We start from the raw sequence: 16,431 nt of genomic DNA, 5'->3' as shown, positions 1-16,431 counted from the left end.
TCAGGCGTCCAGCGCAGTGCGCATGCTGCCGACCAGCGCCGATACGGCATCACGGGCGGCAGCCGTGTCGGCGGTATTGGCTGCGATCAGGTTGACGATGGCCGAACCTACGATCACACCATCACATACCTTGCCCACGGCGGCTGCGGTTTCACCATTACTGATGCCGAAGCCCACACCCACCGGAATGGACACGTGTTTGCGGATGCGTGCCAGATTGCGTGCGACATCGTCCACATCCAGCGCTTTCGAGCCGGTCACGCCTTTCAGCGACACGTAGTAAACATAACCACTGCCGGCTTTACCGATGGCTTCGATACGCGTGTCGGTGGTGGTCGGTGCGATCAGGTAAATCATATCCAGATCGCGGGAAGTGAAATACTGAGCCACATCCACCGCTTCTTCCGGTGGCAGGTCAACCAGCAGTACGCCATCCACACCCGCCTCTACCGCGTTGGCGGCGAAGGTGTCGTAACCCATGCGCTCTACCGGGTTCAGATAACCCATCAGCACGACCGGAGTTGTACTGTCGGTTTTACGGAACTCGACAACCATGGAAAGCACGTCACGCAGTGAGGTGTTGTGCTCCAGGGCACGCTCACAGGCCAGCTGAATGGTCGGGCCATCGGCCATAGGGTCGGAAAACGGCACACCCAGCTCGATGATGTCGGCACCGGCCTGCACCAGAGCGTGCATCATAGGCACAGTGGCTTCTTTCTGCGGATCACCTGCGGTGATGTAAGGAATCAGGGCTTTTTTGCCTTTGGCTTCCAGCGTTGCAAATGCAGTTTTAATACGGGACATCTCAGTCTCCTGAATTCGGTTTCAGCCCGGCTTTTAAGCCATGCCGATTAATCTTTTTTACTTCCGGCGCTAAAGCACCCCGGAGCGTCGCGAAGGCCTATGCTTCCCGGAGCGTTACGAGCGATGAAGATACAAGGCAAGAAACAGCGAAAGAGCGGAGTGTAGTTAACCTACATGAGCATCTTGAGCTGTTTCTTAACGCCGTAGCTTCGAGCGCAGTAGCTCCGATCGCTTTAGGCGGTGACGCCATCAAGGGCAGCGATAGTATGGATGTCTTTATCGCCACGGCCCGACAGGTTCACCACGATCACTTTGTCTTTGTCCATAGTCGCCGCGAGCTTCATCGCATAGGCCACGGCATGGGAAGACTCCAGCGCCGGCATAATGCCCTCGAGCTGAGTCAGCTTATGGAAAGCGTCCAGCGCTTCGTCGTCGGTAGCCGCCACATAGTTGGCGCGACCCACGTCTTTCAGCCAGCTGTGTTCTGGACCAACGCCCGGGTAATCCAAACCGGCGGAAATGGAATGCGTGCCCATAATCTGGCCGTTTTCGTCTTCCATCAGGTAAGTACGGTTGCCGTGCAGAACGCCCGGACGGCCTTTGCTCAGCGGTGCAGCGTGCTGATCACCGTCCAGACCCAGACCACCGGCTTCAACGCCGTACATAGCCACATCAGGATGCTTGATGTACGGGTAGAACAGACCAATGGCGTTAGAACCGCCGCCAACGCAGGCGACCAGAGCATCCGGCTGACGCCCGATCTGCTCCTGACTCTGACGCTGTACTTCACGGCCGATCACACTCTGGAAATCACGCACCAGCATAGGGTACGGGTGCGGGCCCGCTGCCGTACCGATAATGTAGAAAGTGTCATCCACATGAGTCACCCAGTGACGCATGGCTTCGTTCATGGCGTCTTTCAGGGTTTTGGTGCCTGACGTTACGGATTCGACTTCCGCGCCCAGCAGTTTCATGCGGTATACGTTCAGCTTCTGGCGCTCAACGTCGGTTGAACCCATGAACACTTTGCACTCAAGACCAAAACGCGCGGCAACAGTCGCGGTGGCAACACCGTGCTGGCCGGCACCGGTTTCGGCGATGACTTTCTTTTTGCCCATGAATTTCGCCAGCAGCGCCTGACCAATGGTGTTGTTTACCTTATGCGCGCCGGTGTGGTTCAGGTCTTCGCGCTTCAGCCAGATCTGAGCACCGCCGGCATGTGCGGTCAGACGCTCGGCAAAATACAGCGGTGATGGACGGCCAACGTAGTGGGCCAGGTCTTTATCGAAGGCCGCCTGAAAATCTGGGTCGTCGCGCAGTTTGGTATAAACATCAGTCAGTTCTTCCAGTGCGGCGGTCAGGGTTTCAGACACGAAACGGCCGCCGTGGATACCAAAGTGGCCACGCGCATCCGGCAGGTCGAGATCAAATGGAGTTTTGGTCGACACGGTACACCTCATTTACAAATTCAATGATTTTGCCGTGGTCTTTAATGCCCCTACTGGCCTCTACCCCGCCGCTGACGTCCACCGCAAAAGGCTTCACTGTCTGCATACCGAGAGCAAGGTTTTCAGTGGTCAGACCACCGGCAAGAATAACAGGTTTAGGTAATTCATCCGGTACCAGCGACCAGTCAAAGGTCTCGCCAGTACCGCCGGGAACGCCCGGTTTGTAGCTGTCTAGGAGAATTGCCAGTGCGCCTGGGAAGCGCACGCACGACGCCACCACATCCGACGCTTGCCGGACACGGATGGCTTTGATGTAGGGACGGTTGAACTGGCTGCAGAAGTCATCGTCTTCGTTGCCGTGAAACTGGATGAGATCGATTCTAACGCTATCCAGCACCTTTTGCACCTCGCCAGCCGTCGGATCGACGAACAGAGCTGTCACGGTGACAAAAGCAGGCACTGCAGCAATTACGGCCTTCGCCGCTTCGATATCCACGGCGCGCGGACTGGGTGGATAAAACACCAGACCAACGGCATCGGCACCGGCATTGACCACAGCGACGGCGTCTTCAGCCCGGGTCAGGCCACAAATTTTGATTCGGGTTCGGCGCTTGGCGACAGTCATAACAGCTTCCGGCGTTCAGGTTGGCCGGCAGTGTATCAGGGGATGCGTAACGCTTCAGCCGTTTGCTGACAGAACTGGCTCCAGCAGCGCAGGACCATACGGCTGACATGGAATGGTGCTGAATTCTTCCGGGTATTTAACGCCGACAAAATACAGTCCTTCACCCGGCGCGGTAATACCAGCCTGTTTACGGTCGCGTGTGGCCAGCACCTCGGACATCCACTCCACCGGCTTATGGCCTTCGCCAATGGGCAACAGCACACCAACAATATTGCGCACCATGTGATACAGGAAGGCGCTGGCTTCCAGCTCCAGCATGACAATATTACCCCAGCGCTTCACCTGAATGTGGTGCATGGTTTTGACCGGGGATTTTGCCTGACAGTCTTTGGCACGGAAGGCACTGAAATCATGCTGACCAATCAATGCCTGCGCCGCTTCGTGCATTTTTTCTGCATCCAGCGGATAACGCCACCAGGTCATCTGGTCATGCTGCAGCGCCTGCTTGAACGGCATATTGTTGATGATGTAACGGTAACGGCGCGCCTGAGCTTTGAAGCGCGCATGAAACTCACCGCTCACCGGCCCCAGCCATTGCAGGGCAACACCGTCCGGCAGATTGGTATTCACGCCCATCAACCAGTTGTATTCCGGACGCTTGGCCGTGGTATCAAAATGAATAACCTGACGGGTGCCATGCACACCGGCATCGGTGCGCCCGGCGCAGACTATGTCCACCGGATGGTTAGCCACCATCGACAGTGCTTTTTCCAGTGCCGCCTGTACGGTCGGCTCGTTATGGTGTTTTTGCTTCTGCCAGCCATGGAAACAAGCACCGTTGTATTCCACGATGGCTGCATAACGCTGAACGTCTGTCATCAGATTTCCGGTCATTCAAATTTTACAGAGGGCTGAAACAATCAGGCCAGACACGAGTGTCTGGCCTGAAGGTGATATTCACCGGCTGTGTGAGCAGCCAGACTGAACTCAGGACAAGGAGTTCATCAGTTCGCGGGCATCGGTTTTCTGTTGATCAGAACCTTCCTGCACCACTTCCTGCAGCAGCTCTTTAGCGCCGTCGAAGTCTTCCATGTCGATGTATGCACGGGCCAGATCCAGCTTGGTCGCACATTCGTCGGTACCAGCGAGGAAATCAAACTCGTCATCTGCTGCCGCCAGTTCGTCGAGGTCGATATCGCCTTCAATGCTGACGTCCAGATCGTCGGCAATTGAAGGTTCGATGCGCTCATCCATCTGAGGAATATCGGCATCTGCAAGCTCATCAAGCACCAGCGTGTCATCAGCGGCCAGATCATCTGCATCTACGCCAGCGAGCTCCGCGTCCAGTTCTGACATATCTTCGGAGAAGTCCAGCGAATCATCGGCAGAACCGGCACCCACAGAGGACATCGCGCTCAGCTCGCTTTCGAGATCCTTCAGATCATCGTCACCCGCGTCAGCAAAACCGGTCTCTTCCATATCGAAAGACAGATCCGGCATCTCGTCCGACGCTTCGGTTTTACCGTCCAGCAGATCACCCAGCTCATCGCCTTCAGATACGTCTGCTGCAAGATCGAAATCCAGAGACATCTCGTCGGCAGCGTCTTCAGCGACAACCGCAGACATTTCATCCTCAGCAGATTCTTCTTCAAAGCTGCTCAGATCAAATTCCAGTGCATCATCCAGAGACACCTCAGCGACTTCTTCAGCCACCACAGGCTCGTCAGCTTCAGCAGCGAAATCGGAAAGATCGAAATCCAGACCCGCCTCTTCGTCACGGGCAGACTTCAGTTCTGGCTCATCCGCCACAACCGGCGCATCCGAGGACAGATCAAAATCCAGTCCATGGTCAAGACCATCATCCAGATCCAGAGTCGGAACTTCTTCGAGACCAGCATCGTCATGATTCAGATCCAGCTCGTCACCCAGTTCAAGTCCGGAATCGCTCAAACCTGAATCGCCATCCAGATCTTCCGACATATCCAGCGCATCGCCGAAATCCAGACCATCTGCAAACTCGCCACCCAGATCATCATCCAGCGACGGAATATCATCATCCAGCGACAGACCCGCTACCGCTGAGGCAGCACCCGCGGCTGCAGCAACCGGAGCGATCGGCGAAGACAGACGATTACGCATCTGTTCAGCCTGCTGGGATGCTGCTCGGTCGCCAATCGACTGCAGAGCAGCCTCTTCGTTGGCAAACAGTTCCGCCTCATCCATCTCAACGTACACTTCGAGCAACTTGAGACGCAGATCGGAGCGGCTTGGCTCTTTGGCGATCGCATCTTTCAGCAGATCCACCGCCTGTTCGAACTTACCGTAGGCAATATAGATATCAGATTCACTGATAACGTCTTCGGTCTGAGCAACCGTTTCAAAGTGCTCAGGATGCTCTTCGGCCTCTGGCACATCAACGTCGTCCAGATGCTGATCGGCATCATCGGTGTCCAGCACGTCATCGCCAAAATCGAAATCATCGAGGTTACCGGCATCCATATCCTGATCGTTGAACGCCAGCTCATCTTCCGCCAGAGCAGCTTCTTCTGCTCTGGCTTCTTTGCGTTTTTTCAGGACACGGGCAACAAGCACACCGATAAGCGCCAGAATACCCAGCCCGGCAAGTGGGATCTGAGGATTGGCAATCAGGTCATCAACCAGTCCCGGCTTGGGACGGTTAGCTTCTTCTTCTGCGGCGAGCATGGCTGCAATACGTGCACGACGCGCGGCGGCTTCTTCAGCAGCCTTAGCGGCGGCAGCATCGTCGGTTACTGCAGGCTCCGCCGGAGCCGTTTCAGCAGCACCTTCGGTCTGTGAAGACTGCTCAGCCGAATAATTGAAATCCACCTGGCCTTCGGCCGGTGCAACCGGCTCAGTCACAGGGGCTTCAGCCACAGCCGTCTCTGCAACGACATTTGCTGCCGGTTCGGCAGACACAGCCGGCTGAGTTGCGACTACGGCAGCCGCCTGTTCGGCTTTCTGCGCTTCAGAAGCGTTCACCTGAATACTGGCCAGCTGGTCGTCTTTCAGAGAAATCAGTTTTTGCAGTGTGTTGAGCTGCTCTTCCAGAGACTCCAAACGCTGACGCAGCTCCTGATTTTCACGACGGCTTTTGTCGACGTTTTCCAGCGCAATCGCCAGATCGTTCTCAAGCGCCTGCTGGCGTTCTGATCCGAGTGCCGCGGACACATCGCCACTGACACCGGCCGATTCAGCCTCACCGGATTTAGCCGCCAGAAGACGAACTTCACCACCCTCACGGGATTCTGCCGATACGGCCGATTTACCGGCGCGGCCGGTAGCGTCGATCTGAGCGGCGCCTGCGAGCTCACGATTCTGACGATCCACTTCTGTGACAGCAGTGCGGAAAGAAACATCACGGATCGACTGGGCGTCCGGGATATCCAACACCTGATGGGTTTTCAGACGGTTAATATTGCCGCCAATGAAAGCTTGAGGATTGGCTTCCTGAATCGCCACCATCATCTGTTGCGGAGACACAGAACGGTCCGGACGGGTAGCCAGAGCAATGGCCCACAGCGTGTCGTTCGGTTGAACCTTGTAAGTGCCAGGCGCTGCCGGCTCTGATTCCCAGCGATTCACCGCAACCGGTGCCGCTGGCGTCTGAATAACGGTTTCCTGCTGACCGGCCGCGTACGGTGTCGCTACCAGCGGCTGAATGCTCTGTTCCTGAAACGTTGGCGGATCAAGCAGTACGGTGTATTCACGCAGTACACGACCAGACGGCCAGTTCAGTTCAATCAGGAAGTTCAGGAAAGGTTCGTTAACAGGCTCGCGGGACGACAGGATAATTTTATCCCCGTCCACCTTGAATGAGATTTTGGTCAGGAAAAACAGACGATCAACACCAGCGCGTTCGAAATCAGCCTCGGACGCGAGCGTCGGCTTGATCTCCCACTGCGTCAGACCCTGAGTTTCGACAAGCTCAATCTCCGCTTTGAGCGGCTGATTGAGAGCCGACTTCAGCTCAAGCTCCCCGAGTCCCAACGCCAGTAACTGTGTTGAGGCGGTCATTCCTCCGACCATCATCAGGGTATTCGCAAGTAGGCGCTTCATTGGTGCTTCCTTGTTGTCATCCGGCGATTCTTCGCCTCAATTTACTATCGGTAACCGATGTGACGAGATATTCCTAACCCAGCTTACTTATAGATTCCATTCATAAGCAGTCGTAAGTATCAAATATAAAAAGGGTTTGCGCAATCTTTTGGCCCTGAGGACCAATATAATTACGATACGAAAGAAAGAGTTAGGTCACACTTTAGAGAAAATAAATGAAAAAACGGGGCCTTACGCCCCGTTTATTGCTCGATCAGGCTTAATCCAGCAGGATGCGCAGCATGCGGCGCAGAGGCTCTGCAGCCCCCCACAGCAGCTGATCGCCCACGGTAAACGCTGAAATATACTCAGGTCCCATGTTCAGTTTGCGGATACGGCCAACCGGGATGTTCAGGGTGCCGGTAACCTTCGCCGGGGTCAGTTCCTTCATGCTGGCATCACGCTCATTCGGAATGACTTTCACCCAGTCGTTGTGACCGGCAATGATGGCTTCAATCTCGGCCAGAGGCAGGTCTTTGGTCAGCTTGATGGTCAAGGCCTGACTATGGCAGCGCATGGCGCCCACACGAACACACAGACCATCGATCGGGATCTGCTTGTCGCTGGAACCCATGATTTTGTTAGCTTCTACCTGCGCCTTCCACTCTTCACGGCTCTGACCAGAGGCCAGCTGCGAATCAATGTAAGGAATCAGACTGCCGGCCAGCGGCACGCCGAACTGCTCGGTTGGCATCGCATCGCTGCGGATGAATTCAGCCACCTGACGGTCGATATCCAGAATCGCAGAGGCCGGATTTTCCAGCTTATCCTTGACGTTGGCATGCACCGCACCCATTTGGCCAATCAGTTCACGCATGTTCTGCGCACCGGCACCAGAAGCCGCCTGATAGGTCTGAGGGGCAACCCACTCCACCAGGCCTTTCTCAAACAGACCACCAATCGCCAGCAGCATCAGACTCACGGTGCAATTACCGCCAACGTAGGTTTTAACGCCGTTGCTGATACCGTCTTTGATCACGTTCAGGTTGACCGGATCAAGAATGATGATGGCGTCGTCAGCCATACGCAGCGAAGACGCGGCATCGATCCAGTAACCGTTCCAGCCCGCTTCACGCAGCTTCGGATACACGTCTTTGGTGTAATCACCACCCTGACAGGTAATGATAATGTCCAGTGCTTTCAGGGTGTCGATATCAAACGCATCTTCCAGCAGACCACAATCCTTGCCACCAAACTGAGGGGCTGACTTGCCTTTCTGGGAAGTGGTGAAGAACACAGGCTGAATCAGGTCGAAGTCACGTTCTTCTTCCATACGCTGCATCAGCACGGAACCCACCATGCCACGCCAGCCTACCAGACCTACTTTTTGCACAGACATAATCAAACCTCTTGCAGGGCGGCCACAACCGCCTCACCCATTTCTTTGGTACTGACTTTGGTCATACCGGCTGAGAAGATGTCGCCAGTACGCAGACCTTTGTCCAGCACTTTGCTTACCGCCGCTTCAATTGCGTCAGCAGCCGCCGTTTCTGCCAGTGAATAACGCAGCATCATGGCAGCCGACAGGATGGTCGCCAGCGGGTTGGCGATACCCTGACCTGCGATGTCTGGGGCAGAACCGTGACAAGGTTCGTACATACCCTTGTTGTTCTTATCCAGAGACGCAGACGGCAGCATACCGATGGAGCCGGTCAGCATGGCGGCGGCATCGGACAGAATATCACCGAACATGTTGCCGGTAACCATCACGTCGAACTGCTTAGGTGCACGTACCAGCTGCATGGCGGCGTTGTCGACGTACATGTGGGAAACTTCCACTTCCGGGTATTCTTTCGCGACTTCGTTCACCACTTCACGCCACAGCACAGTCACTTCCAGCACGTTGGCCTTGTCGACAGAGCACAGCTTCTTGTTACGTTTCATAGCCGAGTCGAAGGCCACACGCGCAATGCGTTTGATCTCGGTCTCGTTATACACGTAGGTGTTGTAGCCTTCGCGCTCGCCGTTTTCCAGCACGCGGATGCCACGCGGCTTACCGAAGTAAATACCGCCGGTCAGTTCACGCACGATCAGGATATCCAGACCTGAAACCACTTCAGGCTTCAGGGAAGACGCATCGGCCAGTTGCGGGTACAGAATGGCCGGACGCAGGTTGCCGAACAGTTCCAGACCGGAACGCAGACCCAGCAGACCTTTTTCCGGACGCAGCTCGCGATCCGGCAGCGCATCCCACTTAGGACCACCCACAGCACCCAGCAGAATGGCATCGGCAGCGCGGGCTTTTTCCATAGTTACGTCAGGCAGCGGCGTGCCGAACTCGTCATAAGCAGCACCGCCCACCAGCGCGTGCTCCAGCTCCAGACCCAGACTGAATTTGCTGTTTACGACATCCAGAACCTTAACGGCTTCGGCAACGATTTCCGGGCCAATACCATCGCCCGGCAGAACCAGAATTTTTTTGCTCATTACTTAATCTCTATCGTCAGAATCTTTATGCAACAAAGCCGGGCAATGCCCGGCCTGGTTAAATCAGCGAATTCAGGCTGAGAACAACCACGGCGCCTGCTGGCGACGCTTCTCTTCGTAGGCCTTGATCTGATCGGCGTCCTGCAGTGTCAGGCCGATGTCGTCGAGACCATTCAGCAGACAGTGCTTACGGAAAGCGTCGATTTCAAAACCGTATTCCTGGCCATCCGGCGTACGCACTACCTGAGCGGCCAGATCCACGGTCAGCTGGTAGCCTTCGTTGGTTTCTACCGCTTTGAACAGATCGTCAACGATTTTCTCATCCAGCACGATCGGCAGCAGGCCGTTCTTAAAGCTGTTGTTGAAGAAAATGTCGGCGTAGCTTGGCGCGATAATGGCGCGGAAACCGAAGTCTTCCAGTGCCCAAGGCGCGTGTTCACGACTGGAGCCGCAACCGAAGTTTTCGCGCGCCAGCAGCACAGAAGCGCCCTGATAGCGTGCTTTGTTCAGGACGAAATCCGGGTTCAGCGGACGGCCGGAGTTATCGGCGTCCGGCTGACCTTCGTCCAGATAACGCAGTTCATCGAACAGGTTCGGGCCGAAACCTGAACGTTTGATCGACTTCAGGAACTGCTTCGGAATGATCATATCGGTATCGATATTCGGGCGATCCATCGGAGCCACGATACCGGTGTGTACGGTAAATGCTTTCATGCTCTGCCCTCTTAAAATTCACGCACGTCAACGAAGTGACCAGCAATGGCCGCAGCCGCTGCCATCGCCGGGCTGACCAGATGCGTACGGCCACCGTAGCCCTGACGGCCTTCGAAGTTACGGTTGGAGGTGGACGCGCAATGCTCGCCGTTACCCAGTTTGTCGGCATTCATCGCCAGACACATGGAGCAACCCGGCTCACGCCATTCGAAACCAGCTTCAAGGAAAATCTTATCCAGACCTTCTTTTTCCGCCTGCTCTTTCACCAGACCAGAACCCGGAACCACCAGCGCCTGCTTAATGGTGCCCGCTACTTTGCGGCCTTTGGCCACTTCTGCGGCAGCACGCAGGTCTTCGATACGGGAGTTGGTGCAGGAACCAATAAATACGCGGTCCAGCTGAATGCTGGTCATTGGCTGACCGGCTTGCAGACCCATGTACTGATACGCACGCGTAAACGCAGAACGCTCCACATCGTCTTTGGCATCGTCCAGTGTCGGCACAGTGCCATCCACTGTGGTGACCATTTCCGGAGACGTACCCCAGGTGACCTGTGGCTTGATGTCTTCGGCGCGGATTTCGACGATCTTATCGAACCTGGCATCGGCGTCTGAGACCAGATCTTTCCACGCCTCCAGCGCCAGTTCCCAGTGCGCGCCTTTCGGGGCGTACGGGCGGCCTTTCACGTATTCAGCAGTTTTCTCATCGAACGCCACCAGACCCACACGGGCACCGGCTTCGATGGCCATGTTACACATGGTCATACGGGCTTCCATGCTCAGCGAGCGGATAGCAGAACCACCGAATTCCATGGCTGTGCCGTTACCACCGGCGGTACCGATCACACCAATGATGTGCAGCACCACGTCTTTACCGGTAATGCCTTTGCCAAGCGTACCGTCAACTCGGATCAGCAGATTTTTCATCTTGCGCTGAATCAGACACTGAGTGGCCATCACGTGCTCCACCTCAGAGGTACCGATACCGTGCGCCAGTGCCGCAAAAGCACCGTGTGTGGCGGTATGGGAGTCACCGCACACCACGGTCATACCCGGCAGAGTGGCGCCCTGCTCTGGTCCGACCACGTGCACAATGCCCTGACGCTTGTCAGCCATTTTGAATTCGGTAATGCCGAAATCATCGCAGTTTTCGTCCAGGGTTTTTACCTGAATACGGGATACCGGGTCTTTGATACCGTCGATGCCCGCTTCACGCTCGCTTTTGTCGGTCGATACGTTGTGGTCCGGCGTTGCCAGATTGGCATCCAGACGCCACGGTTTGCGGCCAGCGATACGCAGACCTTCAAACGCCTGTGGTGACGTTACTTCGTGCAGTAACTGGCGGTCGATATAAATCAGAGCGGTGCCGTCATCACGCTGTTTAACAACGTGCTGATCCCACAATTTGTCGTACAGGGTTTTCCCAGCCATCGGGATGTCCTCTCATCAGGTACGGTTGTTGGTATTGCATCAGGATACGCCTTCTGCTAAACAACTCAAATTCATATTTTTTCTGAATTAAATTCCAAAAAGGAATGCAATGGATACTCAGGCACTGAAGGCCTTTCTGGCTGTTGCCGACCAGCAGTCGTTTTCACTGGCCGCCGAACAACTGTTTCTGACCCAGTCGGCAGTCAGCAAGCGCGTGCAGTTGCTGGAAAGTCAGCTCAGCACCAGTCTGTTCGACCGCCACAACCGCACCATCAGCCTGACCGAAGCCGGCATGGCGCTGCTGCCCAAGGCGCGCCAGATTCTCGATCTGGTGGCCGACACTGAACTGCAGCTGATGAATCTCGACGGCCACGTCAGTGGTGTTTTGTCGCTGGCCACCAGCCACCACATTGGTCTGCACCGCCTGCCACCGGTACTGCGCGAATTTACCGCACGCTACCCCAATGCCCAGCTCAACCTGAGTTTTATGGGTTCGGAGCGTGCGTATCAGGCGGTGGAACAGCGCCAGGTGGAGCTGGCGCTGACCACACTCGACGGCGACACCCCACCGCCCGACACCATTGAAATTCACCCACTGTGGCAGGATGACATGATCTGCGTCTGTGCACCGGAGCACCCGCTGGCGTCGCTTGATGAACTAAGCCTCAGCGATCTGGCCGCCGCGCCGGCCATTCTGCCCGAGCAGGACACCATTACTTTTCATCTGGTTGAGCGTGTCTTTCATCAGGCCGGCCTGCGCCTGAACGCCCCCATGCCCACCAATTATCTGGAAACCATCAAAATGATGGTGTCCGTCGGCATGGGCTGGAGCCTGCTTCCGGCCAGCATGCTCGACGAGCAGCTGGTGCGGCTGCACTGGCCGGCCAGCGCGGTTACACGTCAACTGGGCCTGATTCACCTGCGCCAGCGCACGCTGAGCAACGCCGCGCGGGCCTTCCGCGAAATATTGTTTCAGGAATCCTGAGGCGTTGATCCAGAACAAGCCGTTCGTCACGCACCGGGGTTAGTGTTAGGGTAATTCTCAGTGCAGGCATTCAGGGAGATTCATCATGCTCGACATCAATCACATCCTCGTTGTACTCGACAGCAGCCATCCGGAGCAGATCGCCCTCGACCGCGCCCTGTGGCTGGCCAGCTCCCTGAACGCTGACCTCACCCTGCTGACCGCCACCTACGAGGCGTATTGTGAAGACAATTCGTCACTGGATGCCGAGACCCGCCAGCGCGTAAAAGGCGCATTGATCAGCAAGGGTGAGCAATGGCTGAACAGTTTTGTGCCGGAAGGCGGCGATGTGCGCATCAGTACGGAAGTGCACTGGCAGAAACACCTGCACGATGCCGTCATGGAATCCATGCGTCAGAAAGATTTTGATCTGGTGATCAAAGGCACCCGCCCGCACGGTATTCTCGACCGTATTTTCACCCACACGGACTGGAATCTGATGCGCCACTGCCCGGCGCCGGTGATGCTGGTGAAATCCGCTGCCGCCTGGAAACACAACCGTGTACTGGCCGCCATTGATGCCACCTCCAGCGACAAAGGCCACCAGTTAATCAACGATAATATTCTGTCGTTCGCCGAACATCTGGCCGACCATTTCGAAACCGACCTGCATCTGGCCAACTCGTACCCGCTGGTGTCAGTGGCGTTTGCCATGGTGCCGGAAGTCACCGCACCGGATGACATTCAGAAATACATTACCGAACAGCACGACGAAGCCTGTGCGGCCTGGGCGCGGAAATTCAGCATTCAGGACGACCATATCCACATTGGCGAAGGCGACGCCGACACTGTGATTGCCAGCATCAGCAAAGAAATCGAAGCGGATGTGGTGGTGATGGGTACCGTCGGCCGCGAAGGCATCGCCGGCGTATTAATTGGCAACACCGCCGAAGCGCTGGTCGACAAACTGAGCTGCGACATTATCGTGCTGAAACCGTCGGATGGCGTTCTGCCCGACGCCGATTAAGTGCAGCACATAAAAAACGCGGCTCTGGCCGCGTTTTTTATGTCATTCTTAAACGTTTGAAGCACCCGATCCATTTCTGCAGCAAGCCTTCGTCATCATGCCAAAAACCCTACTGCTGATCGCCCACGCCCCTTCACCCAACACTCAGGCACTGATATTGGCCTGCCAGCGTGCGGTGGACGCCTGCGGCTGCGAGCAAACCCAGTTGCTGGTTAAGAGTTGCAGTGAAACCGATGCAAAGGCCATTCAGCAGGCGGATGCCTTGTTGCTGCTGACACCCGAAAATCTGGGGTATATGAGCGGCGCCATGAAGGACGTGTTCGACCGGATTTATTATCCGTGTCTGGAGGTGACTCAAGGCAAAGCCGTGGCAGCGATTATCCGCGCCGGACACGACGGCACAGGCACCCGGCGGGCATTGGAAAGCATTACCAGCGGACTGCGCTGGCGCTGGGTTCAGGAGCCGCTGATATTGCGCGGCGAATGGCAGGATGAATACACAGAAGCCAGCGCAACACTGGCCATGGCGATGGCTGCCGCCCTCGACAGCGGCATTATATAAGCGACGCCACCGCCTGCAGCTCGGCCTCGCCACGTGCATCCGACAGCGCATAGCGAATGAAATTTTCACCGGTCATCGGTCGCGCCACGTGATAACCCTGAATGGTATCGCAATGCTGATCCGACAGAATTTTCCACTGACTTTCTTCTTCCACCCCTTCAGCAACTACCTCCAGATGCAGACGCTTACCCATGGCAATAATCGCACTGGTTAATGCCCGGTCGTGCAGGTCTGACGTAATCTGATCGACAAAAGATCGGTCTATTTTAATTTCCGTCACTGGCAGACGATGAATGTACGCGAGTGAGGAATAACCGGTGCCGAAATCGTCAACGGAAATACCAACGCCTAACGCCCGCAACTGATGCACCTGCTGCGCCGCTCGCTCAAAATCATTGAGCATGGCCGTTTCAGTAATTTCCAGCACCAGCTGTTTGGGCTCCAGCGCAAACTGACGGATCAGCTGACGGATGTCGTCGAGTAGCCCCGAATTCAGTAAATGCGCTGCCGATAAATTCACCGAAATCCGCAGCGGCTTCTGGCACAGCTCCGACAACCGCTGAATAAATCCGCAGGCTTCGCGCATGACATGGCGGTCAATGTCGGCGATCAGACCCATTTTTTCAGCCAATGGAATAAATTCCGACGGGCTGACGTTGCCTAACAGAGGGTTATTCCAGCGCACCAGAGCTTCGGCACCGGTCAGCTCCCCAGTGCGGCAATTCACCTGCGGTTGATAATGCACACGGATTTCGTTGCGCAGACAACATCCGGCCAGCTGATTTTCGAGCAGTTTTTCGCGCTGCATGGCCTGCGCAATGGACGAGCAATAACTGAGTATTTTTCCGCGGCCTTCGGCTTTGGCTTTGTGCAATGCGGCGTCAGCTTTACCCAGTAAATCCTCGGCTGAACTGCCATCCTGCGGAAAGTGGGCAACGCCAATGGACGCATTCAGGCGGATGGTACGACTGCCGATTTCAAAAGGTTCCTGCAGGGCGGCCTGCATCGCCATCACCAGCATGTCTTCGCCACGGATGCTGTCAGCGTCGCGCAGTACCAGCATAAATTCATCGCCACTGTGCCGAGCCATTAAATCATTGGCGGCCAGTACCGACTGCAGGCGCAACGGCACTTGCTGCAAAACAGCGTCACCCACCGCATGGCCGTGCTGATCATTCACCCGGTTGAAATGATCCAGATTAATCAGCACCAGCGTCATCGGTTCGGCAGGACCATACGCCATCGAGTGATTCATGCGTTGCAATAAATAGGAACGGTTAAGCAGCCCCGTCAGCGGGTCGTGATGCGTTTCGAACGCCAGACGTTTGCGGTATCTGTGCTGCTGGGCCGACACCACCAGATGAACAATGATCGTAATCAGTGACAGCACAACGAACAGCCATACCGCCGGCTGTACACGCACCATCAGTGCTCTGTGGTACTGGGAATACGGTCGCATCACCAGGCTGGTCATACCCGGTCCGATCACCGCAAAGTGCACACGAAAACGCACCGGTTCGGCATCCTGGGTAACGAAATCGCCATCCAGCCAGCCTTCCGGCCGGCCACTGGCATCCACACCCTCTTTCAGGGCGGTGAACAGCGCCCGCCCGGCAGGGTTGGCAAACGCACTGAAATCTGGGGATAAATAACGTGGTACGCCATCGTCTCCGATCACAGCAATGGATGTATCCTGCCCAAGGTCGAGATTCTGCCAGCCCTCTACCCGTTCCTGGAGACGAATCCAGGCTGCGACTACGCCCTGCAAGGCATTGCTGCGCTCATCGATCAGTGGCACAAATAACGGCAGCAACCACTCACCGCTGCGGCTGTCCCACACGGGAGCAGCACTGACCATATTATTGCGGGCAATGGCCCGTTCGATCGGATCCTGGAAGCGTGTGACATCCGGGTGCGCGTTCAGCATCGCACCAGAACCCGCAGCAAACATATCCTGTTTGAGATCGGCCGTCAGGAAACTCATACCCACCAGACCGGTGGAAATGTCAACCACCGCATTCATGAACTGACGCCCTTTTTCATGGCGCTCATCCTCAGAATACGCCAGCAATTTCTGGCCAACAGCTTTCAGGCTTTCGTAGCGTTTGCGCTGCAACGCGAGGGAATTCTGAGTGACCACACCGTTAATGTGCGACAACTCGAGATCAACCGATGTGCGGGTATTGCTCCATGTCTGCCACACAAATAAGGCCAGTAATACGGCCAGTGACAGCAAGGCCAACAGCAGGACGCGCCCCTGACTCAGATGGGGAATTCGGGCAAAAAATGTCGAACGGACGTCCTGCATGATACT

Annotated in this window: 13 protein-coding genes; 3 read left to right on the top strand and 10 right to left on the bottom strand. The window is 55.9% G+C overall.

Features of this window, described 5'->3' with window-relative positions; genetic code table 11:
* The 9 genes from trpA to leuC form a co-directional block, all read right to left on the bottom strand.
* Entirely contained in the window at positions 1-804 is an 804-nt protein-coding gene (gene trpA / locus ACQUQU_RS05795; RefSeq protein ID WP_430462305.1) for a tryptophan synthase subunit alpha, read from the bottom strand.
* A gap of 233 nt (positions 805-1,037) precedes the next feature.
* Complete coding sequence (gene trpB, locus ACQUQU_RS05790) at positions 1,038-2,264, bottom strand: tryptophan synthase subunit beta (RefSeq protein ID WP_430462304.1); 1,227 nt, start codon at positions 2,262-2,264, stop codon at positions 1,038-1,040.
* Positions 2,230-2,877, bottom strand: a complete 648-nt coding sequence (locus tag ACQUQU_RS05785) for a phosphoribosylanthranilate isomerase (RefSeq protein ID WP_430462303.1) — start codon at positions 2,875-2,877, stop codon at positions 2,230-2,232. Before ACQUQU_RS05785 ends, trpB begins: the two co-directional genes overlap by 35 nt.
* Before the next feature lie 54 nt (positions 2,878-2,931).
* The gene (gene truA / locus ACQUQU_RS05780) at positions 2,932-3,756 is read right to left on the bottom strand and encodes a tRNA pseudouridine(38-40) synthase TruA (protein WP_430462302.1); all 825 of its coding nucleotides are present in this window, start codon (positions 3,754-3,756) and stop codon (positions 2,932-2,934) included.
* A gap of 108 nt (positions 3,757-3,864) precedes the next feature.
* Positions 3,865-6,954, bottom strand: a complete 3,090-nt coding sequence (locus tag ACQUQU_RS05775) for a FimV/HubP family polar landmark protein (protein WP_430462301.1) — start codon at positions 6,952-6,954, stop codon at positions 3,865-3,867.
* 259 nt (positions 6,955-7,213) lie between these two features.
* Positions 7,214-8,332, bottom strand: a complete 1,119-nt coding sequence (gene asd, locus ACQUQU_RS05770) for an aspartate-semialdehyde dehydrogenase (protein WP_430462300.1) — start codon at positions 8,330-8,332, stop codon at positions 7,214-7,216.
* Positions 8,333-8,334: 2 nt separating this feature from the next.
* Entirely contained in the window at positions 8,335-9,420 is a 1,086-nt protein-coding gene (leuB, locus tag ACQUQU_RS05765) for a 3-isopropylmalate dehydrogenase (protein WP_430462299.1), read from the bottom strand.
* A 72-nt stretch (positions 9,421-9,492) separates the two neighbouring features.
* On the bottom strand, positions 9,493-10,134 hold the full coding sequence (gene leuD / locus ACQUQU_RS05760) for a 3-isopropylmalate dehydratase small subunit (RefSeq protein ID WP_430462298.1): 642 nt from the start codon (positions 10,132-10,134) through the stop codon (positions 9,493-9,495).
* An 11-nt stretch (positions 10,135-10,145) separates the two neighbouring features.
* Positions 10,146-11,564, bottom strand: coding sequence for a 3-isopropylmalate dehydratase large subunit (gene leuC, locus ACQUQU_RS05755; RefSeq protein WP_430462297.1), 1,419 nt, complete (start codon positions 11,562-11,564; stop codon positions 10,146-10,148).
* Between the two features lie 109 nt (positions 11,565-11,673).
* Here leuC and ACQUQU_RS05750 point away from each other — a divergent pair, with 109 nt between their 5' ends.
* The 3 genes from ACQUQU_RS05750 (at position 11,674) to ACQUQU_RS05740 (ending at position 14,117) form a co-directional block, all read left to right on the top strand.
* Entirely contained in the window at positions 11,674-12,549 is an 876-nt protein-coding gene (locus tag ACQUQU_RS05750; protein WP_430462296.1) for a LysR family transcriptional regulator, read from the top strand.
* 85 nt (positions 12,550-12,634) lie between these two features.
* Positions 12,635-13,555 carry a universal stress protein UspE gene (gene uspE / locus ACQUQU_RS05745; RefSeq protein ID WP_430462295.1) on the top strand — a complete coding sequence of 307 codons (921 nt, stop codon included), beginning with the start codon at positions 12,635-12,637 and terminating at the stop codon, positions 13,553-13,555.
* 97 nt (positions 13,556-13,652) lie between these two features.
* Complete coding sequence (locus tag ACQUQU_RS05740) at positions 13,653-14,117, top strand: flavodoxin family protein (protein WP_430462294.1); 465 nt, start codon at positions 13,653-13,655, stop codon at positions 14,115-14,117.
* On the opposite strand, the gene ACQUQU_RS05735 is transcribed toward ACQUQU_RS05740, so the two are convergent.
* Positions 14,110-16,425, bottom strand: a complete 2,316-nt coding sequence (locus tag ACQUQU_RS05735; RefSeq protein WP_430462293.1) for a putative bifunctional diguanylate cyclase/phosphodiesterase — start codon at positions 16,423-16,425, stop codon at positions 14,110-14,112. The genes ACQUQU_RS05740 and ACQUQU_RS05735 overlap by 8 nt on opposite strands.
* Positions 16,426-16,431: the final 6 nt, after the last annotated feature.

It is taken from the genome of Thalassolituus sp. LLYu03, from assembly GCF_050507655.1.
Taxonomy (GTDB): domain Bacteria; phylum Pseudomonadota; class Gammaproteobacteria; order Pseudomonadales; family Oceanobacteraceae; genus Venatoribacter.
This window is presented reverse-complemented; position numbering and strand designations above follow the sequence as displayed.

What these genes read in the sequence shown, in the direction of transcription:
- trpA (WP_430462305.1), bottom strand. Translation starts at nt 804, where the DNA reads ATGTCCCGTATTAAAACTGCATTTGCAACGCTGGAAGCCAAAGGCAAA.
- trpB (WP_430462304.1), bottom strand. Translation starts at nt 2,264, where the DNA reads ATGAGGTGTACCGTGTCGACCAAAACTCCATTTGATCTCGACCTGCCG.
- ACQUQU_RS05785 (WP_430462303.1), bottom strand. Translation starts at nt 2,877, where the DNA reads ATGACTGTCGCCAAGCGCCGAACCCGAATCAAAATTTGTGGCCTGACC.
- truA (WP_430462302.1), bottom strand. Translation starts at nt 3,756, where the DNA reads ATGACAGACGTTCAGCGTTATGCAGCCATCGTGGAATACAACGGTGCT.
- ACQUQU_RS05775 (WP_430462301.1), bottom strand. Translation starts at nt 6,954, where the DNA reads ATGAAGCGCCTACTTGCGAATACCCTGATGATGGTCGGAGGAATGACC.
- asd (WP_430462300.1), bottom strand. Translation starts at nt 8,332, where the DNA reads ATGTCTGTGCAAAAAGTAGGTCTGGTAGGCTGGCGTGGCATGGTGGGT.
- leuB (WP_430462299.1), bottom strand. Translation starts at nt 9,420, where the DNA reads ATGAGCAAAAAAATTCTGGTTCTGCCGGGCGATGGTATTGGCCCGGAA.
- leuD (WP_430462298.1), bottom strand. Translation starts at nt 10,134, where the DNA reads ATGAAAGCATTTACCGTACACACCGGTATCGTGGCTCCGATGGATCGC.
- leuC (WP_430462297.1), bottom strand. Translation starts at nt 11,564, where the DNA reads ATGGCTGGGAAAACCCTGTACGACAAATTGTGGGATCAGCACGTTGTT.
- ACQUQU_RS05750 (WP_430462296.1), top strand. Translation starts at nt 11,674, where the DNA reads ATGGATACTCAGGCACTGAAGGCCTTTCTGGCTGTTGCCGACCAGCAG.
- uspE (WP_430462295.1), top strand. Translation starts at nt 12,635, where the DNA reads ATGCTCGACATCAATCACATCCTCGTTGTACTCGACAGCAGCCATCCG.
- ACQUQU_RS05740 (WP_430462294.1), top strand. Translation starts at nt 13,653, where the DNA reads ATGCCAAAAACCCTACTGCTGATCGCCCACGCCCCTTCACCCAACACT.
- ACQUQU_RS05735 (WP_430462293.1), bottom strand. Translation starts at nt 16,425, where the DNA reads ATGCAGGACGTCCGTTCGACATTTTTTGCCCGAATTCCCCATCTGAGT.